Source organism: Providencia sp. PROV048 (genome assembly GCF_033688165.1).
Taxonomy (GTDB): domain Bacteria; phylum Pseudomonadota; class Gammaproteobacteria; order Enterobacterales; family Enterobacteriaceae; genus Providencia; species Providencia hangzhouensis.
Window position 1 is genome coordinate 1691647 of record NZ_CP096360.1, and the last position, 19655, is coordinate 1711301.

A 19655-nucleotide genomic window follows, 5' to 3' on the forward strand; every position below is an offset into this window, starting at 1 on the left:
GCTCCGTTAACCTTCCTGCTCTTTGATTGGCTCTAATATTACGGTTACGATACGTGTGCCTATCATCTCTCCAATTCTTAATTGCAGTTGATCTAATTTTATGATGGTATCTTGCAAAGGTTCCGATATAGAAGCGTAAATAAATTGGTTAAGAGTCCTTTCATCACTATTATCAATTTGGATACCATAAGATGAGTAGATCTCATTTAATCGAGTCGTTCCTTTTAGACTTAGCCCTGTATCGGGAAGTTCAATAGGAGTGTGTTCAGAGATGTTTTTTTCTGAAAAAAGGCGTTCAAGAAAAATACGATTTTCAGGTTTAAGAACAACGAATAAATGGTCTTCAGCATGAAAGGTAGTTGAACCCCTTGGAGGTAAAACACTTTTTTCACGCGTGATCATTGCAATGACAGTTTGGTCAGGTAATGCAAGCTGCGATAATCGGCGACCCACTGCAGAGCAATCCTCTCCTAATGTATATTCCACTAAATCTGCGTCTATTTGTTCTACTGCGGTAATATCTAAAGTGGCCGCAGGGATCAATGGAGGTGGCTGCATTAAATTTAATTTACGTGCAACGTAAGGCAAGGTTGAGCCTTGTAAGGTTGCTGAAATTAATACCACAAAGAAAACCACGTCAAAAATTAAATGGGCATTAGGTAGCCCGTAGATAAACGGGAAAATAGCAAGAATAATAGGAACAGAGCCACGTAACCCTACCCAAGAAATTAATGTTATTTCAGGTTTAGGGAAACCAAATAATTTTAGAACAGGAATTACAGCCAATGGCCTCGCGATAAACGTTAAGACCAGAGCAATAATTAAGCCTTCAAGCCAGACTTCAATAAGAGAACTTGGGTTGACAAGTAACCCTAGCATAACGAACATGATAATTTGGCTTAGCCATGCTAATCCATCATGGAACAAAAATGTATTGCGTTGAAAAACAAACCGATGATTACCAATCACAACACCAGTGACAAAAATAGATAAAAACCCACTGCCTTCTAAATTACTGGCGAGACCGAAAGATAGTAGTCCACATGCAGCGACAAGCACAGGATACAAACCAGTAGCTAATAGCTTAATCTTATTGATAATTTTGACTGAAACCCAGCCAACGCTCAAGCCAACAACAGTACCTATTCCCATTTGGCTAAAAAACAGCAGAATTAATTCACTACCTGAAGCTTGTGGGTTCATTAAAAGTTGTAATAAACCAACAGTTAAAAATATGGCCGTAGGGTCATTTGTTGCACTTTCTATTTCTAAAGTGGATTGCAATCGTTCATTTAAATAGATCCCCGCGTTGCGTAGTAAGGAAAAAACGGCGGCGGCATCGGTAGAACCTACTATAGCGCCAAGTAATAGCCCTTCAAGCAGAGGAACGCCGAGAATATAGGCAGCAGCGAGACCTGTCACACCTGCGGTGACAAGAACGCCTAATGTTGCTAGTGTAAAAGATGGTTTCCAAACTAGACGAATTGATTTTACTGATGTTTGTAGACCCCCATCAAATAAAATTAAAGCAAGGGCGAGAGAACCAACGGCATAGGAAACATTCACGTTATCAAATGTAATCTTACCTATCCCGTCTTCGCCTGCTAACATGCCAATAAACAAAAACATGACTAGCATAGGTAAACCGAGCCTAGCAGACAATTTGCTAGAGAAAATTCCCAAAAGAATGAGTATAGAAATCAATAAAATGAGTTGTTCAATAGTTGGCATAATCAGTTTAATCTGTAAGTGAATAAAACGCTGACGATGCATCGTAAAGCGCGCGTAGAAAGCAAAAAACGAAAAAACAGCAAGACGACTAAATATACATAGAGAATAGATTATTTTAGCGAAAAGCTGATAATATCCATTAAAAAGTATATCTACATGATTATAATATAAATAAATTTAAATAATTTGATTATTTATCGCATTTTTTATTATTAAAGTGAGTTAAATCACGTAAAAAAACGATAAATTTGAATAAGTAGGCACCGTAGTCCACTTTATTTTTAATTTTTTAATTAAAGGTAATTTTGAAATGGGGGACATAAGCATTGAGGGGGAAAATAGGCACTTATAAAGTAAGGTAAAAGAGAGAAGGCCGAATATTCTTTCGACCTTCACCATCTAATTAATGGTAGCGCGCTTTTTTAGCTAAATAGTCACCAATAAATTGCATGCCTTGTACTATAATTACCAATGTAACAACGGTAATAGCCATTGCGACATTATCAAAACGTTGGTAGCCGTAGTTTAGAGCTAAGTCACCAACGCCACCACCACCAACGGCTCCTGCCATCGCGGTTGCACCGACTAAAGTAATACTTGCAGCGGTTAAACTTAAAATTAATGATGACTTTGCTTCTGGTAAAATAAAATGCCAAACAATTTGCCAATTAGTCGCTCCCATAGAATCAGCCGCTTCAATAATACCCGAATGTACACTGAGTAATGAATTTTCAACTAAGCGTGCGGTATAGGGCGCAATAAAAATGACTAATGGCACTATTGCTGCAGTTGTTCCTATTGAAGTTCCCACCATAAAGCGTGTGAGAGGGATCATAGCAACTAATAAGATGATAAAAGGCAGTGAGCGAATAATATTAATAATCGGGTTCACTATACGATAAATACATTTATTTTCCCAAATACCGTCTGGTCTCGTTACAACAAGTACGATACCTAATAAGATCCCAAATATAGAACCTAATACGAGCGCAACGCTAACCATCGTAAAAGTTTCTGACATCGCTAATAAAAACTGTTTAGTTGTTAAAGCGGTTTCGAATAATTGTGTCATAGTGCCCCCTTATTAACTGCAACTCCACGTTGGCGAAGAAAAGAAACTGCATCTTCAATTTTTTCTTTATCACCAATAAATTGGACAAACATACTGCCTAGCACGACACCACTAATTTCTTTCATATTGGCAAACAAAATATTTATTTTGACAATTTCTTTCAGTATTAACTCATTAACAACAGGTTGTTGCGCAGAGGACCCTAAAAATTCAAGACGATAAACATCTTGTTGGTGTTCTAAATTATGTAGAACGCGTTCTGGAATTTCTTCATTTAACACTGTTCCTACAAATTTTCTGGTTGTGTCTTGATGTGGATTTGCAAAAATATCAAGTACAGTTCCCTCTTCGACAATTTTTCCTGATTCCATAACGGCTACACGGTTACAGATTTCTTCAATGACTTCCATTTCATGAGTTACGAGCAAGATAGTAATATTTTGCTCTTGATTGATTTTTTTTAATAATTGCAAAATTGAGCGAGTTGTTTGCGGGTCAAGGGCTGAAGTGGCTTCATCACATAACAAAATTTGTGGGTTATTGATCAAAGCACGAGCAATACCAACACGCTGCTTTTGCCCACCGGATAGCTGCCCAGGGTATTGGTGTTTTTTATCGCTAAGTTCGACATATTCAAGAATGCTATCAACTCGCCGAGTGATTTCTTGTTTATCGACACCTGAAAGTAATAAAGGCATCGCAATATTTTGAGCAACAGTTTTAGTTTCTAGCAAATTGAAATGCTGGAAAATCATACCAATGCTTTTTTTATGTGAACGAGTTTCTGCAGGGGTATGTTCAGCAATATTTTGGCCATTAATAATAACTGCCCCACTGGTTGGTTTTTCTAATTGATTCACTAAGCGGATAAGTGAACTTTTACCCGCTCCGCTATAACCAATAAATCCAAAGATATCACCTTTATTGATATGCAAATTAATGTCTTGCAATGCAACTAAAGACTGCCCATCTTTTTCATAGACTTTTTGAATATTTTGAAAGGTAATCATAATTTACTCTACATTATCAGTTAATTGCACGCGTTCTGAAGGTGGTGCAGCGGGTTGCCACTCATCACCTAATAATTCAGCTTCTTGGCTATTTTTGACTTGCTCAAGGTGTTGTTCTTGATGACTCAAGTACAATTGAGCTGCAATATGGTCAGCCAATCGTTCTGCCCCAACATTAGTTCCGGGGATTAACCCTATAACAGGCCCCATACTGAGCGATGCACTTAAGTTAAAACAATATAACTGATTGATTTTTAGTGTGTCTTGCTTGTGTTTCGCTTGAAATTCAAAGTGATTACCTAAATAAGGATGTGAAGCTAACTCTGTATTTTCTTCATGAATGGATGGCGTGTATGCATCTCCCCATGTTTTAACTAGCGGTGATAACCGATGAAAGGCGCTGTGCTTGGCCCAATTAATCCGATAACCAGTTGCCAAGATCAAATAATCTAATATAAATTTACCTGTCGTTGTCGTGACATGTAACTTTTTGTTTTTTAATTCAATAAATTTAACTTGAGTATTGAAATTGAAATAAGCATTCTCATGACGAGATACTCTTAGTGTGCTTCCGTGGGGCGCTGGTGTTTTGGCTTTGGCTACATAGTCCGTGTAATGCCATTTTTGAGCATCGGTAAAATAGGCATATGCATTGGTAAAACCTGCGCTTCCAGCAACTTTCCCTCGGTTTACACGAGGCATATCGCTAGCACGAATTAAAATTTCAACCGAATTAGCACCATTTTCTAATGCCGTTGCTGAACTATCCATAGCACCTGCACTATAGCCAACAACACCAATGTCTAAACCTTTAAAGCGACGATAGTCAGTACCTGCATATGAATGTTCCCAATAATTCGTTGGGATGTCATTCATAAAGCTAGGGATATTAGCTTCACTAAAAGACTCCATACCAGTCGCTAAAATTACATGTTGCGCTTGATAACTGACCGTTCCTTCTGGGGTATCAAAAATTAATTCACGGTAGTTATCATTTAATTGCACATCCACTAACCGATATTGATTAAGCACATAGGGTTCTGTCATGGTTTTATACCATTGCAGATATTCTCCCCACTGCAAACGTGGAATTTTATCGAGTTCATCCCATTTTTGAATGCCAAACTGGGCTTTAAACCAAGCTTGAAAAGTTAAAGAGGGGGATGCAAGCGCAGGGCCAACCACATGTTTTGGGGAACGCAATGTTTCCATTAATGCAGGGCTTTGCCATGGGCCTTCTTTGCCAGCAGGGGCTTGGTCGAAAACAATTGCATTGATACCACGTAATTTCAGAGCGAATGCGGCTGTAATACCTGACATACCCGCACCAATGATAGCGACATCAATAATTTGGTTTTCAGGGTTATTTTTTGATAATGACCAAGACGTTATTGGTAAATTTAAATACTGCAAATCTTGTTTTATTTGCGCTTCTAATGCCTCTAAACCCATAATCAGTTCCATTGAATTACTCCTTATCCTCTACTATTTCAAAGGGCTCACCCAGTGATAACATTAAGCGGTTCGCCCATGAAAAGAAGGCCGTTGATTGAACTAAATCAAGTAATTCAAGTTCAGATAAACCCAAGTTTTGTAACTCTTCAATTTGTGATGGTGTGGCTTGGATGGGGGTTGCAGATAAAGAGGCGACTAAATCTGTGATGGCTAGGAGTCTGTCATCAAAACCTTCAGCAAGTACTGAACCCGTCGCAGTTGCTAGTAATTTATCAACATCAGCACGTCGTTCTTTTGCATACTGACTGGCTTTTCTAGCATGTACAGAAGCGCAGTATATGCAGCCATTAACTTTACTCGTTACCGCCGCAGCAAATTCACGTTCCCAGCGGGGTAACCCTTCTGAGGTATAAAACACGCCTCGGTCAACTAAAGTTCGTAATTCTAAAATTTTGCTTTGATGTGCGAGTAGTAAAAAATATTCAGAGTTTAATTGGCCAAATTTTTTCATAACCTGAGCTTCTTCAACAGACAATGTCTTCGCATCCCTTGCTGAAATCCAAGCTTCCCATCCTAAGTTATCTTGTGTAAAAGAGGTTGGAGAAGAGTTCCCTTTTCGGGTTAATAGTTGATGGTTCCATTTACCAGCCACAACTTTGGACGAATTACTTGTAAGGCTGCTATTATCTGTCAGTAAAAGGATCCCTTCGATTAGCCGAGCTTGATAGGTGACATAAGTTATTAATTGGGCAAGTAAAATGATGTCACTCTCTTGCCAACCTTGTTCAGTTAATGCAGCAATTAATTGGTAATGGGTGTCTTTAGGTGATTGCGTTAAAATTTGCAGATATTCTTTTGCTGTGGAAAGTGGTTGGGTAAGAGGTTCATCAGGAATTGAGTCTATTAATTGCAAATAAAATTCAGCGAGACGGGGACTTCCCGTTATTTTCGCGACTTCATGAGCAAAATAATATTTCACATCATTTGTGAGAAGTGTCGATGGCGTAGAAAAAATAGCTTCAAATACGGCTTGAGTATTTTCAGTCGCGACTGAGCGTTCATGGCGAATTTTAGCTAGATTGGAATCTGGTGTTAAATTAGTTAAATAATTAATTACATCATTATAGGAAATAGTCATAAAGCAACTCACTTTTTTTAAACGTTTTTATCTCCTTCATTACATATCAATCACATCACTAATCGAACGATCTATTTGTTATATATTTATAACCAAAAAGAATTACAAGTGACTCTTATATTACTTTTGTATTAAGTTATAACGATATAGTCTAAGTTGTGCTCTTTAATTATGATTATACTGCCCAAAATATCTTTACAGGGTTGTTACATATGTTAAAACAAAAAATAATAGGTTTATCTTTAATTACTACTGCTTTAGTTGTGTTGGCAGGGTGTGGCGATAATAGTGAAAAAGATAATCCTAATAAAAAACAAATTACAATAGGCTTTGGTGTTGGCAATTATATTGACCAAGTGGATAAAGGTATTGTACCGATTTTAGAAAAAAAAGGTTATACCGTTAATTTGCGCCAATTTTCACAGAATAGGCAAATAAATCCTGCTTTTGAAGAAGGTTCTATTGATGCTTCTGTAAATCAAAGCCGTGCCTATATGGAGGCTTATAACAAAAAAAATAATATTAACATGGTGGCATTGACAGACTCACCGAGTGCGCCTCAAAGCCTGCGGTCAAATAAACATAAAACGCTGGATGATGTGAAAGATGGTATGATTGTTGCATTATCTAATGACCCCGTTAATGCAGAGCGTGGCGCTAGGATCCTGGAAAAGTTAGGTTGGATTACAATTAAGCCTGATGTGAGTACATTAAGTTTTAGTGTTAATGATATCTCCCCAAATGAATATAACTTAGATATTCGAGAAACCGATGCGGCTCAAGGGTTGCGATTATTAGATGATGTTGATTTTGTCGTTGTGAATGGTAACTATGTGGCAAGTGCCGGCCAACGTATTGCAGATGGTTTAGTTGTAGAAAACTCACCGCTAGAGCATCGCGTTATTGTGACTGTCATGCAAAAAGACCTAGATGCTCAGTGGGCAAAAGATTTGAAAGAAGCTTTTGAATCTAAAGAGTATGCAGATTATATTCGTTCTCAGCGTATTTATGATGGTTTTATTGAACCTGACAGCTGGAACAAATACCCTAAATAAAATCCTAGTCTATTTTTTTATTATTAATATTATGTTAACCACTAATTTTTATTAATTAGTGGTTTTTTGCGATAAAAGATAAATATCTTACTGATTTAATATGAAAAAGATTCGTGTTGAATTTGTAGACAACAGGATGTTTTTTCGTTATTTAATAGGTTAGGAAAGGCATTATAAAAATAGTCTGTAGATAATTTTATTTAGAAAATAGAACTGACAGGGGAAAATATGAGCAATGAATTAATTGATGCATTTAATGTAATAAAATCTAAAAAATGGGTTGATTTGACACATAGCTTCGATAAAGACTCACCGCATTTTTTTATGTTTGACTCTGCTGAGTTTAAAACATTATTTGGCTATCCAGAAGGTTTCTTTGCACAGCAATTTACATTTCCAGGACAATATGGCACCCATATTGATGCTCCCTGTCATTTCGTTGAAGGGAAACGTTATTTACATGAGCTTGAATTAAAAGAACTTGTTCTGCCATTGATTGTTATTGACCAGTCTGAAAGGGCAAAAGAAGATCCTAATTTTGCATTTTCTCTTGATGATGTCCTTAATTTTGAAGCGAAAAATGGCCGAATTGAATCAGGGAGTTTTGTTGCATTACGTACTGACTGGAGTAAACGTTGGCCATCACAAGAGCTGATGGATAATAAAGATGACGAGGGCAATAACCAAATACCGGGTTGGGGAATGGATGCACTTAAATTTTTATTTGAAGAACGCGGAATAAAAGCGATTGGCCATGAAACATTTGATACTGATGCAGCAAAAGATTTTCGAAAAAATAATGCGTTACTTGGTGAGTATTATGTATTAGAACAAGATACATACCAAGTTGAATTACTTGCTAATTTGGACCAAGTCCCCACGCGTGGTGCTGTAATTTTTAATATTGTTGCTAAACCAAACAATGCTAGTGGTTTTCCTGTTCGTTCTTTTGCAATACTGCCATAGGATTTATAATTATAGCCAATCTGCTTATGTAATAGCAGATTGGCTAAAAAGCCTATAAAGCAAATAAAATCCATGCAGCAGCTAATAACATGCACAATAGTGCTACAACTCCCCCTGATTTAGAAAACTCACCAAAAGAAATTTTCACGCCATATGCCGCTGATTGTTCGACCACAATAATGCCAGCAAGACTACCGAAAACCAGTAAGTTGCTTGAAAAACCAGAACCCAAAACGAGAGCTGCGCCTAACGAATCGGCATTACCTTCAGGTGTTAAGAAGGGAACGAGTAACATGACTGAAGGGTTGTTTCCAACGATAGTACTTAGAACACCAGTAACTAAAAATAGGGCTAATGGATTGTTGAGATCCACACCATAGCTTCGCAAATCAGTTAATAATTGCTGAGGAAGACCTGTGGCGGCAAAAGCGGCATTGACGACAAATAATCCCATGATGAGTAATAAAAGATTGCCATCGACGAGTTTAAGCATATCACTCGAGGCAATGGATCTATTTAATAATAAAAATCCAGCAGCCGTTAACGCTATAAGTTCTTTAGGAATATCTGTCACAATAAAGGTAATGATAACTGCGAAAGTAATAACGCCAGCTTTTGCTGTTTCCCATACATTTAATGTTTCTTGGGTGGTTTTAGGGGGCGTTGCTAATGTATTTTCTTTAGTCAAATACCAACGATTACGATATAACCAAACAAGTACCAACCATGTTAATGGTAAGGAAAGCAGGGCTGGTATTGCAGACGCCTGTAATAAGCCAACAAACGAGATATCGAGTCCTTGCGCTGCGATCATATTCTGTGGGCTACCAATTAATGAGCCCGCCGCTCCGTTATTAGCTGCGAAACAAAAGCCAAGCAAAAAAGGAATTGGGTTTAAACCGCGAGATAAACTAATTGATACTAATAATGGTGTCATGGCGACAACAACAACATCATTCGTGAGCAATGCAGAAAGAAAGCCGCCGACAAGAATTAAAACAGCCAGTAATATTGGTGGTGAAACTTTTAGCATCGCCACCCGGTTTGCGGTCCAGCTATAAAAACCAGAAACAACAAAAGAAGCAGAAACGACCATAAGCCCAAATAACATACCAATAGTTCGGTAATCAATAGCATTCCATGCATGGGGAGGGGTAATACTATCGATAGCCATCATAGCTAAGGCACCAATAACCGCAGCGCCAGTTCTATCAACTTTGAAGCCAGGTAGCTTACCAAAGCCCATCGCAATATAAACCAAAAGAAAAACAATAACGGTTAACGTCATGATGTTCACATTTTAATTAAGAAAATTAGAGGTAATTTATCGGTGAACACCTGACGAAGCAAGGCTAAATAATGTATTGATAATAATGCGTTGCTGTTGATTCTATTTAAGACTATCTCAAAAAGACAGTGGCTATAATGAAATAGAAAATACGTTTAGTAATTTTATTACAAAATTGAGAAATGATCTGTGCAGATGAAAAAATGTTGGCAGTTCACTGGGTAGAAAAAGATAAATAGAAAATAAATTGTGATTATTGTCACTAATTTAAGATAAATTGCGATTTTTATTTTGTGATTTAAATCACGAAAAATAGTTTTTTAGTGCAAAAAAAGAGCAATGTAATTTAGTGACACGATTTTTTTGTGATCTTTGTCAATATAAAGATGGGGTAAGTAGGGGTTGGATGGTGATGATGGTCACAAAAAGGCCCGCGTGGTGCGAATCTGATCAAGCTCATGCTAGAGTGAATGTGTTGAAAAAATCACAGACGTTATTTGGCGATAACGTTACAACTTTATCATTTTCGTACCACGGGGTTCTGTCATGGTAACATCAAATATCAAATTAAAGGTACAGAATTTTGGGCGTTTCCTCAGTAATATGGTTATGCCTAATATCGGTGCCTTTATCGCTTGGGGATTAATAACGGCGTTATTCATCCCAACTGGCTGGTGGCCTAATGAGACATTAGCTCAACTTGTTGGCCCTATGATCACTTATTTATTACCACTATTAATCGGTTATACTGGTGGCCGTTTAGTTGGTGGAGAGCGGGGCGGAATAGTCGGCGCAATAACAACAATGGGGGTAATTGTTGGTGCTGACATGCCAATGTTTATGGGGGCAATGATTGCTGGCCCATTAGGCGGATATGCAATAAAACGTTTTGATTTGTGGATAGAAGGCAAAGTTAAAACAGGTTTTGAAATGTTGGTGAATAATTTTTCCTCCGGCATTATCGGCATGTTATTAGCCATTTTGGCTTATTTAGCTATTGGGCCTCTTGTTGCAGGGCTATCCAAAATATTGGCAGCAGGCGTGAATGTGATGGTGGAGAATAATTTACTTCCACTCACGTCTATTTTTGTTGAGCCCGCCAAGATATTATTTCTAAATAACGCGATTAACCACGGTATTTTCTCACCCTTAGGTATTCAACAAGCGACTGAAACTGGCGCATCTATTTTCTTTCTTATTGAAGCCAACCCTGGACCGGGTTTAGGTGTTTTACTTGCTTACATGTTTTTTGGTAAAGGAAATGCGAAGCAATCTGCACCAGGAGCCGCAATTATTCACTTTTTTGGTGGGATACATGAGATTTATTTCCCCTATGTCTTAATGAATCCTCGGTTAATTCTTGCAGTTATTCTGGGTGGGATGACAGGAGTGTTTGTTATGAACCTTTTTCATGCTGGGTTAGTCTCTCCTGCATCACCGGGTTCAATATTTGCAGTTCTGTTGATGACGCCTAAGTCATCATTGGTCGGTGTGATTTTATCAGTCACCAGTGCGACGTTAGTTTCCTTTATTGTTTCCGCGATTTTATTAAAGAAAACTCGCATAGGTGATGATGATGAGCTCGAAAATGCTACGAAAAAAATGCGTAATATGAAATCGCAATCAAAATCATCGGCAGCAGTAGAAATCAATCAAAATACCTCTGTTAATTTAGCCGAAGTACGCAACATTATTGTAGCTTGTGATGCAGGAATGGGTTCTAGTGCCATGGGAGCAGGAGTATTAGCTAAAAAGGTGCGTGATGCGGGCTTATTAGGAATTTCTGTTTCGAACATGGCAATTAACGACCTGCCGGATAACGTTGATATTGTGATAACGCATAAAGATTTAACACAAAGAGCGAAAACATTTGCACCAAATGCAATGCATATATCGTTGACTAATTTCCTAGATAGCCAAACGTATAATGATCTTGTAACAAACTTAATAGCTAAAAAAAATCCTAAAGCAGCAAATGATGGACGACTGATTAAACAAACGATTATTGCAGCAAATGATGAATCCTATGAAATGGAAGATCATGATGATGCGATATTTACATTGAGTGCAAAGCATATTCATTTAAACCTATCTGCACAGAATAAAATGCAAGCCATTCAATTTGCGGGGCAAAAATTAGTTGAGGGTGGCTATGTTGAGCCTGACTATATTGAGGCGATGTTAGCTCGCGAAAAACTGACTTCAACCTATCTAGGTGAATCTATTGCTGTTCCTCATGGCACCATAGAAGCAAAAGATCGAGTATTAAAAACCGGCATTGTTGTTTGCCAATACCCTGAAGGCGTACAATTTGGTGAAGAACCTGATGAAATTGCCCGCTTAGTTATTGGTATTGCAGCACAAAATAATGAGCACATTGAAGTTATCACACGAATTACTTCCGCTTTAGATGAAGATGGGGTTATTGAGCGTTTATGTGAAACCCAAGATGTTCAGGAAGTACTCGAAATTTTAGCGTCTCAAAGTGCAGCATGAGGAGAATAATAATGAAAGTCATTCATTTTGGTGCAGGAAATATAGGCCGCGGTTTTATTGGTAAATTATTAGCAGATGCAAATTCACAAGTAACTTTTACTGATGTCAATCAGCCATTAATTGACCAATTAGCACATCAACAATCTTATAATGTTCATGTTGTTGGTCAGGAAAATCGTATTGAGAAAGTCCAACACATTCACGCTGTTAATAGTAATGACCCTAAAACGATAGAGTTTATTGCAACAGCAGATATGCTTACAACAGCAGTCGGGCCACAGGTGCTGGAAAAAATTGCCTCAACGATAGCTAAAGGCATTATTCATAGAAAATCGTTGGGAAATAACCAGCCGCTCAATATTATTGCATGTGAAAATATGGTAAGAGGAACTAGCCAACTAAAGCAACATGTATTGGCTCAATTGCCTGAAGAGTTGCATCAATGGGTTGAGCAGCATATTGGCTTTGTAGACTCCGCAGTTGACCGTATTGTTCCTCCAATGGATGCAGCGAATGATGACCCGCTTGACGTTACTGTCGAATCCTTTAGTGAGTGGATTGTTGATCAGACACAATTTGTTGGTGATATTCCTATTATCAATGGAATGGAATTAACGGATAACCTAATGGCATTTGTTGAACGCAAACTATTTACGTTAAATACAGGCCATGCGATGACAGCGTATTTGGGACAATTATATGGATACCAAACAATTAGTGAGTCAATTGGGGATTTGAGGATCCATACTGTTGTTAAATCGGCTATGCAAGAAAGTGGACAAGTTTTAATTCAACGTTATGGCTTTGATTCACAAATACATAATCAATACATAGATAAAATACTAAGTCGCTTTGCAAACCCATATTTAAAAGATGATGTTAGTCGAGTAGGGCGACAGCCTATGAGAAAGTTAAGTTCTAATGATCGCTTAATTAAGCCGTTGTTAGGCACATTTGAATACCAATTACCAAATGAAAATCTGATCATAGGAATTGCTGCCGCATTGCATTTCAGATGTGAAGCTGATCCTCAAGCAAATGAAATGGCAAAGTTAATTGCTGACAAAGGTATATATCAAGCGGTTGTTGAGCTTTGTGGGTTAGAGCAATATCCCGAGGTTGTTGATAGAATCTATTCCCAATACCAGTTATTGATATTGAGTAACAAGTAATATTACGGATAATAGATTGATTAATTGAGGTTCAGTCACTTTATGGCTATCTACAGTATGATAGTAAGTAGTATAGCTATAAAGTGATAAAAGAAGCTAATATGGAAAATAAACAAAACATTGAAAATCAGATTCTTGAGCGGTTAAATCAACGGCCGGAAGTAAATTTATTTGTTCAAGAGGTCGTTCTTTTAATTTCACAAGCTATTGATAAATTAATGTTAAAAGTTTTTAGAAAGGATGATTATGCGGTAAAATATGCAGTTGAACCACTTTTAACTGGAAATGGGCCATTAGGAGAATTATCGGTTCGTTTGAAACTTCTATTTGCATTAGGGGCGATTTCTCGTGAAACCTATGAAGATATAGAATTATTTCTTGCTTTGAATGAATCGTTATCAGCAGAAAATTTAAATATAAATTTTACGGATGATGAAATTTTAGGCAGTGTTAAAATGCTTCATTGTATGGAACCTTTACCAGAAATGATGAGATTCAATCAACCAGAGGATCTTGTCGATAACCAATTAATTGAATTGCAAAAACACCGTTTTCAACAAATGATAAAATCATCGTTAGTATTATCTGTAACTGCTTTAATTACCCAAATTATAGAAACCGATGTATTTTAAAATTGTAAACTCAATTCTCTGATATTTTATTGTTTACTTATCAAAGTAAATATGTATGAAATAATGCTTTATTATCCGACTATCAATAGAATATAGAATGAATATTATTGTTGCACATGAAATCACCACTGAAGATAAAGAAGAACTACTTGCAGGGTTACGTAGTTTTAATATCCAATATTTGAATGCAGAACGTTTTAGTGAGTTAGGCGTTTATTTTTAAAATGACTCTGGTGTTATGCTTGGTGGATTACTGGCTTCTGTAAAGGCAAATTGGCTTTGTATCGATTTTTTATGGGTAAGTGAGGACGCCAGAAAAATGGGGTTAGGCAGTAAATTGATGTATACCGCTGAACGAGAAGCAATAAAATTAGGGTGTATTCATAGTTTAGTCGATACATTCAGTTTTCAAGCCTTACCCTTTTATGAAAAATTAGGATATGTAAAACAAATGTCCTTGCCTGATTTCCCAGAGACAGGCATGGAAAGGCATTATCTCACTAAAACTGAATTATCATAATCATATTTACTGCATTTAATCTGCTGTAAGTTGACATTGTTGTTATCATTTAAATTTATTTTGTGCGGCTAGCATTTGATACACGAAGAGAAGATATGAAAGTTTGTATTATAGGAACATCTGGAGCAGGGAAGACGACGTTATCTGCCAAGTTATCTGATGAATTTAACACGCCCGTGTATGGTTATGATGAGATTTATTGGGATAAAACTCAGCAGGAATATATCAAAAATCCTCAACCTATTATTAACGCCTTAGTTTCAGCGATAACGTCTAAAACGGAATGGATAGTTGAAGGTGCTTACGATAGGCGTTTAATACCATTTTTTAACGATTGTACGCTGATTATTCGCTTAATTATACCTTATCGTATTTGTGTCTTTAGAATTGTAAAACGATACCTTTCATCGAAATTTACAACAATGGGGCCTAAAGAAACTCTTTTTAATATGATTGAGCTGCTACGCTTTACAAAGCAATTTGATAAGAGACTTGATGATTTCTTTGCTAAAAATCCTTTATTTGCATCTAAAGTTATCATCATAGATAACTCCGAACAATGTATTGATACGATAAAAAAACATTTAGAGAAAATAAAATAAATAGAGTTGGTTTACTACCAAGCACCTACCTTTATAACTAATCTTTGCGATAATTTTATTTAAGATGATTAAGTTTGGGTTACTACCAACCGAGGCTTATGCGAACACAGCTTTTGCGTCTATGGTACTTCTTATTTTCTTAATGTTTAGATATTGTTTAATTGCTGATCTGAACTTACAAACTTATATAGGTCTAAAACTTAATATAAGTGTAAATATGAGGTATGACATGAGGCTGTTTATAATAGTTTTTGCAGTAATGCTTTCCGCTTGTGCATCTTCTGGGCATGAGTTAAGTAAAGAAAATCCTAAAGATGCCCCTTACGTTGATAGCACATTAAACAGTATTAAAGCTGGTCAGAATATTCAAATAGAGCGGAAAATGCGACGAGGATATTAATCTAGCAATAGAATAATTAATAATAAATTAGGAAGTTTGCCTATGAAGTGCCTTCTACTAATCGTTGGGTAACTAATTACAGGGAGGCATTTCATCGTTATAAATTTTTCTTTTTGGCGATTTAGTATTTTAAAAGCCAAGACATAGGGCCGTTGTTGACATATGAAGATACAAACCTTAAGTATCGGTTAATTCGTATGCTTTTTTGTATCTTGCTGTTTCGATTTGGTTTGTATTTCGCTTTATAGGGGGGATTGAGTATGAGTAGTAGACATGATTGGCTTGATGAGATTTTTATTTAGGTGGGAATAGCTGGGTTTAGCTTGCTGTGGTGTCCCCTGCAGGAATCGAACCTGCAACTAGCCCTTAGGAGGGGCTCGTTATATCCATTTAACTAAGGGGACTTTTGGAGTCGTAATTACGACAGCGAAGGCATTTTACTGTTCAGGTCTAATTGAATCAAGTTGTTACGGGCAAATAATCCAATTTATCTTCTATAAATATTTTTTTGACTATTTTTCACTCGAAAATAGGGTGATTATCATTTCCATAATTGAGGGAAGTGAGTATTTCTGCTTTGTACTAATTGTTCAATTTTCTTATAATAAGAATATGATTAAATGGCGTATAATTAGTCCTTAAGGGAATTAAATAACTCAAAAGGATTAACATAATTCTTTTTTTAGCCTTACTATAAGCAAAACAGTTATTACAGTGGAAAGTACCGTAGTGGAACGGTGCAGGGAATGGAGAAATGTTATGAAGTTTCGCATGACGGGCGTTTTTCTGGCAGGGGTGCTAATTGCAGGTTGTGCAAGTAGCATTGACCCAGAAACACATGAGCGTTCAGACCCCTTAGAAGGGTTCAATCGAGCAATGTTTAATTTCAACTATAACGTCCTCGACCCTTATGTATTAAGACCAGTCGCTGTTGCTTGGAATGATTATGTCCCGATGCCTGCCCGTAATGGATTAACCAATTTTTTTGTTAACCTTGAAGAACCTGCAAGTATGTTGAATAGCTTTTTGCGGGGTGAAGTCACTCAAGGTTTCAAACATTTTAACCGCTTTTTCCTTAATACCGTCTTTGGTATGGGGGGACTCATTGATGTTGCATCAATGGCTAATCCTCAGCTAGTTAAAGAAGAACCTAAACGCTTTGGTAATACATTGGGTTATTACGATGTGGGCTATGGTCCTTATGTGGTGTTACCGGGGTATGGCAGTGCAACACCGAGGGAACAAGGGGGGGACTTAGTTGATGATTTATATCCAATGCTAAGTTATCTCACATTTTGGATGTCAGCAGGTAAGTGGGCACTAGAAGGGATTGAAACCCGAGCAAGGTTATTAGATTCAGATGGATTATTGAAGAACTCTTCAGACCCGTATTTAATGATGCGAGAAGCTTATTTTCAACGTAATGATTTCTTATCAAGTGGTGGTGCGTTAAAAGCCATGGAAAACCCAAATGCAGCAGCAATTGAAGACCAGCTTGATTCGATAGATTAGTAAATTGAATTGTTTTGGAAGGTTTATCACTCTCTTGTATACGAATGATACTAGAGAGTGATAAATAAAAAGCTAATCATTGTCTCGCTTTCCTCGTTGAGAGATGGTGTCAATTAAGGCTATTACCCCTAATACACCAATAAAACCGACAGTAAACAGTGTTCCCATAAAGCCTCCTAAGTTTTAGTCATTGTTGCCTCTTTTACATGCCTTTCGGCTTTAGCCAATAATAGAATATAGCGTGATTAATACAGTTTGATGAAAAAGCCATACATATTAGTGGATATCATCAGTATAAAATATGCTATTAGGTTGTACTTGCAAATAAGAACATTCAGAGAATGAATGGTAATCTAATGAAATATAAAACGATTTATCTTAAAAATGCGATAGTGTGTATTTTATAAAGAAATGATGAGGTGAACTCATGTGCTTAACATTTAATTTACATATGATGTGGGTTAGGGTCAAGAAAATTTATGTTAAGTTTTGAAAATTAGTGGGATGAGATAGTTGAAGTTGAAAATAATATCAGGGAGGGAGCTCCCTGATATTTAAAAATTCAATTAATTAGAATGTATAGTTGAAGTTTACGCCGTATAACCAAGCAGAACCTTCAGATTTGAAACTCGTCATAGTTCTAGGGTCTTTTTCTACAAGTCTTTCATTTATATTGACTTTTTTGCCATGCATATAAGAAATACCCACATCAACAGAAGCGTTTTCATTAAATGCATAAGTGGTTCCTGCGCTTAACCAGTAACGGTCTTGGTCAGGAATAGAAATTGAACGATATTTAGCTGGTACAGGGCTTTCATCATAGGCAATACCTGTACGGAAAGTCCAATTATCATCATAGAAATAAGTGGTACCGATAGCGAGACGCCATGCATCATCAAAGTTTTCTGGTTTATGGAATAGTTCTTGGCCATCGCTCTTACGATAAGCGGTTAATTCTTTAAACTCACTCCAGCCCGTGTAAGCAACGCTATAATGCAGTGCCCACTTAGGTGCGACTTTATGGTAACCAGAGAATTCCCAGATATCAGGTAAGTTAAGGTCTAAAGTTCCCTTGATTTTTTCACCACCAGTCCCTACAAGACCATTTGGAAGGGGCATATTTGGTAGGTCATTTGAGTACTTACCATTTTCAAATTTAACTTTAACTTTAGAACGGTAAGTTAAGCTTAAACGGTTGTCTTCATTGATCTCATACAACAGACCCGCATTCCAACCATAGCCCCAGTCATCACCTTTTAGCTTTGCCATGGTTGAGCTTGGGCCAATACCGGGTAGGCTTGAGACAGGTGGTTGTAGAGATAGCACTCCCGCATGACGAGTTATTTCAGCATCCGCATAAACTGCGTTAGCACCTACACCAAAACTAAAATGGTTATTTAAACGATAGGCACCACTTAAATTTAGGTTAACGGTTTTTAAGTCGGTTTTACCACCAACTGAACCTGCGGCATAATCTTTAGGGAAATCGGTGGCTAAACCAAAGTTGGTAGTCATTGATGTGCCAACCGCCCATTTATCATTGACAGGAAAGATAAAGTGAGCGTTAGGAACAAGAGCATTTGGTGCGATATTGTTCGAAGTAAACATATCGTTATCACGCCCTTTAATATCAACACTTGGGTCAATATAAACAGCACCAATAGAAAGAGAAGGGCGATCAAACAACATCATGGCAGCAGGGTTTCGGCTTCCCTCACTTGCGTTGTCGCCCATCGCACCAGCCCCCGAAAACGCGCGTCCCAGTGCGGATGTAGAATATTCATTAAGCAAAAAACCAGCCGCGCCTGCGTTGGATGATACAATTGCCACTGCTATTGCTAAAGCTGATCTAGAGAACAGGTTTTTCTGGCTCATGACCAAAACCCTCTTATGTTTTATTTTGAATAAAGCGACTTCTATCGCAAGAAGCGCAGAATTGTAGGGTCCCTTGCCGCTATGACAAATCAGACCAGTTACTAGAGTATAGGTCTGACCACCTGATATGTTGCAAGCTTGTTTTGCAGTTATTGTGACTTTGTTTTCAAAAATGCGACATATTTAACAAAATGGCAACATAAACTGACGAATTGGGAGCAATAAGTATACGAATACGGGGTAAGATCAAACTTATGTTTAATTATTAGCGATATATTTTGATACACACTAGTTTTTAGCACTTTTTCAGCGTTATGATAGCAGCTTAACAGTTTGTTTATTTGGAGAGTAAGATGACTGATGCGATTAACCGTTGTAGCGCGGATGAAACCGCAGCCTGCTGCTGTGTAGATGTGGGAACAGTATTGGATAATAAAGACTGTACTGCTTCGTATCAGCATGTTTTTGCTACACAAGGTGAAGCAGAAACCATGTTGAAAACACTCACAGAGAAAGCAAAATCTGTTGAGTCAGACCCTTGTGTAATAACCCATTCTATCAAGTCTGTAGAGGGTGGAGTTGAGCTGACGGCTGAGTTTAGTTTTAGCTGTGAAGCTGAAAGCCTGATTTTTCAATTAGGCCTTCGTTAATCAAACGATTGAATTTACTCTAATTTGCCTTTTATCACTAAAACGATGGTGTGATTAACGTTCAGTGGTAAAAGGCTTCCT

15 protein-coding genes, 1 tRNA gene and 1 pseudogene are annotated in these 19655 nt (G+C 37.3%); 9 read left to right on the forward strand and 8 right to left on the reverse strand.

Going from position 1 to position 19655, the window contains the following annotated elements; genetic code table 11:
• Positions 1-6 precede the first annotated feature (6 nt).
• The 5 genes from M1F26_RS07340 to M1F26_RS07360 all read right to left on the reverse strand — a co-directional run bounded on the left by M1F26_RS07340 (position 7) and on the right by M1F26_RS07360 (position 6406).
• Positions 7-1773, reverse strand: coding sequence for a potassium/proton antiporter (locus M1F26_RS07340; RefSeq protein ID WP_227528923.1), 1767 nt, complete (start codon positions 1771-1773; stop codon positions 7-9).
• 361 nt (positions 1774-2134) lie between these two features.
• Complete coding sequence (locus M1F26_RS07345; RefSeq protein ID WP_004264861.1) at positions 2135-2803, reverse strand: methionine ABC transporter permease; 669 nt, start codon at positions 2801-2803, stop codon at positions 2135-2137.
• Positions 2800-3813 (reverse strand): methionine ABC transporter ATP-binding protein, encoded by a 1014-nt coding sequence (locus M1F26_RS07350; RefSeq protein WP_004264860.1) that lies wholly within the window; start codon positions 3811-3813, stop codon positions 2800-2802. Before M1F26_RS07350 ends, M1F26_RS07345 begins: the two co-directional genes overlap by 4 nt.
• Before the next feature lie 3 nt (positions 3814-3816).
• Positions 3817-5277 (reverse strand): FAD/NAD(P)-binding protein, encoded by a 1461-nt coding sequence (locus tag M1F26_RS07355; protein ID WP_004264859.1) that lies wholly within the window; start codon positions 5275-5277, stop codon positions 3817-3819.
• 4 nt (positions 5278-5281) lie between these two features.
• Positions 5282-6406 (reverse strand): CMD domain-containing protein, encoded by a 1125-nt coding sequence (locus tag M1F26_RS07360; RefSeq protein ID WP_004264858.1) that lies wholly within the window; start codon positions 6404-6406, stop codon positions 5282-5284.
• Positions 6407-6618: 212 nt separating this feature from the next.
• Here M1F26_RS07360 and M1F26_RS07365 point away from each other — a divergent pair, with 212 nt between their 5' ends.
• Positions 6619-7461, forward strand: a complete 843-nt coding sequence (locus M1F26_RS07365) for a MetQ/NlpA family ABC transporter substrate-binding protein (RefSeq protein WP_094963177.1) — start codon at positions 6619-6621, stop codon at positions 7459-7461.
• 228 nt (positions 7462-7689) lie between these two features.
• On the forward strand, positions 7690-8427 hold the full coding sequence (locus M1F26_RS07370) for a cyclase family protein (RefSeq protein WP_004264854.1): 738 nt from the start codon (positions 7690-7692) through the stop codon (positions 8425-8427).
• A 52-nt stretch (positions 8428-8479) separates the two neighbouring features.
• Here the strand turns inward: M1F26_RS07370 and M1F26_RS07375 are convergent, their stop codons facing one another.
• A complete protein-coding gene (locus tag M1F26_RS07375) occupies positions 8480-9715 on the reverse strand; it encodes an SLC13 family permease (RefSeq protein WP_096864903.1) in 1236 nt (411 codons plus the stop codon).
• A gap of 546 nt (positions 9716-10261) precedes the next feature.
• Between M1F26_RS07375 and M1F26_RS07380 the strand changes: the two genes are divergently transcribed.
• The 5 genes and pseudogenes from M1F26_RS07380 to M1F26_RS07400 all read left to right on the forward strand — a co-directional run bounded on the left by M1F26_RS07380 (position 10262) and on the right by M1F26_RS07400 (position 15137).
• Positions 10262-12211, forward strand: coding sequence for a PTS mannitol transporter subunit IICBA (locus M1F26_RS07380; RefSeq protein WP_140172334.1), 1950 nt, complete (start codon positions 10262-10264; stop codon positions 12209-12211).
• Between the two features lie 11 nt (positions 12212-12222).
• Complete coding sequence (locus tag M1F26_RS07385; protein ID WP_140172335.1) at positions 12223-13383, forward strand: mannitol-1-phosphate 5-dehydrogenase; 1161 nt, start codon at positions 12223-12225, stop codon at positions 13381-13383.
• Positions 13384-13484: 101 nt separating this feature from the next.
• Entirely contained in the window at positions 13485-14015 is a 531-nt protein-coding gene (locus tag M1F26_RS07390) for an MltR family transcriptional regulator (RefSeq protein WP_227528924.1), read from the forward strand.
• Positions 14016-14112: 97 nt separating this feature from the next.
• Positions 14113-14535, forward strand: a pseudogene (locus M1F26_RS07395) (GNAT family N-acetyltransferase).
• A gap of 95 nt (positions 14536-14630) precedes the next feature.
• Positions 14631-15137, forward strand: a complete 507-nt coding sequence (locus M1F26_RS07400) for an AAA family ATPase (protein WP_140172337.1) — start codon at positions 14631-14633, stop codon at positions 15135-15137.
• Between the two features lie 729 nt (positions 15138-15866).
• Here M1F26_RS07400 and M1F26_RS07405 read toward each other — a convergent pair.
• Positions 15867-15941: transfer RNA gene (locus M1F26_RS07405), tRNA-Arg, on the reverse strand.
• A gap of 355 nt (positions 15942-16296) precedes the next feature.
• Between M1F26_RS07405 and mlaA the strand changes: the two genes are divergently transcribed.
• Positions 16297-17049 (forward strand): phospholipid-binding lipoprotein MlaA, encoded by a 753-nt coding sequence (gene mlaA / locus M1F26_RS07410; protein ID WP_140172338.1) that lies wholly within the window; start codon positions 16297-16299, stop codon positions 17047-17049.
• Between the two features lie 570 nt (positions 17050-17619).
• Here the strand turns inward: mlaA and fadL are convergent.
• Positions 17620-18924 carry a long-chain fatty acid transporter FadL gene (fadL, locus tag M1F26_RS07415; protein WP_140172339.1) on the reverse strand — a complete coding sequence of 435 codons (1305 nt, stop codon included), beginning with the start codon at positions 18922-18924 and terminating at the stop codon, positions 17620-17622.
• Between the two features lie 353 nt (positions 18925-19277).
• On the opposite strand from fadL, the gene M1F26_RS07420 reads away from it, so the two are divergent.
• The gene (locus M1F26_RS07420; RefSeq protein ID WP_004257173.1) at positions 19278-19574 is read left to right on the forward strand and encodes a YfcZ/YiiS family protein; all 297 of its coding nucleotides are present in this window, start codon (positions 19278-19280) and stop codon (positions 19572-19574) included.
• Positions 19575-19655: the final 81 nt, after the last annotated feature.

Coding starts and splice junctions, on each gene's coding strand:
- M1F26_RS07340 (WP_227528923.1), bottom strand. CDS start 1,773: ATGCATCGTCAGCGTTTTATTCACTTACAGATTAAACTGATTATGCCA.
- M1F26_RS07345 (WP_004264861.1), bottom strand. CDS start 2,803: ATGACACAATTATTCGAAACCGCTTTAACAACTAAACAGTTTTTATTA.
- M1F26_RS07350 (WP_004264860.1), bottom strand. CDS start 3,813: ATGATTACCTTTCAAAATATTCAAAAAGTCTATGAAAAAGATGGGCAG.
- M1F26_RS07355 (WP_004264859.1), bottom strand. CDS start 5,277: ATGGAACTGATTATGGGTTTAGAGGCATTAGAAGCGCAAATAAAACAA.
- M1F26_RS07360 (WP_004264858.1), bottom strand. CDS start 6,406: ATGACTATTTCCTATAATGATGTAATTAATTATTTAACTAATTTAACA.
- M1F26_RS07365 (WP_094963177.1), top strand. CDS start 6,619: ATGTTAAAACAAAAAATAATAGGTTTATCTTTAATTACTACTGCTTTA.
- M1F26_RS07370 (WP_004264854.1), top strand. CDS start 7,690: ATGAGCAATGAATTAATTGATGCATTTAATGTAATAAAATCTAAAAAA.
- M1F26_RS07375 (WP_096864903.1), bottom strand. CDS start 9,715: ATGACGTTAACCGTTATTGTTTTTCTTTTGGTTTATATTGCGATGGGC.
- M1F26_RS07380 (WP_140172334.1), top strand. CDS start 10,262: ATGGTAACATCAAATATCAAATTAAAGGTACAGAATTTTGGGCGTTTC.
- M1F26_RS07385 (WP_140172335.1), top strand. CDS start 12,223: ATGAAAGTCATTCATTTTGGTGCAGGAAATATAGGCCGCGGTTTTATT.
- M1F26_RS07390 (WP_227528924.1), top strand. CDS start 13,485: ATGGAAAATAAACAAAACATTGAAAATCAGATTCTTGAGCGGTTAAAT.
- M1F26_RS07400 (WP_140172337.1), top strand. CDS start 14,631: ATGAAAGTTTGTATTATAGGAACATCTGGAGCAGGGAAGACGACGTTA.
- mlaA (WP_140172338.1), top strand. CDS start 16,297: ATGAAGTTTCGCATGACGGGCGTTTTTCTGGCAGGGGTGCTAATTGCA.
- fadL (WP_140172339.1), bottom strand. CDS start 18,924: ATGAGCCAGAAAAACCTGTTCTCTAGATCAGCTTTAGCAATAGCAGTG.
- M1F26_RS07420 (WP_004257173.1), top strand. CDS start 19,278: ATGACTGATGCGATTAACCGTTGTAGCGCGGATGAAACCGCAGCCTGC.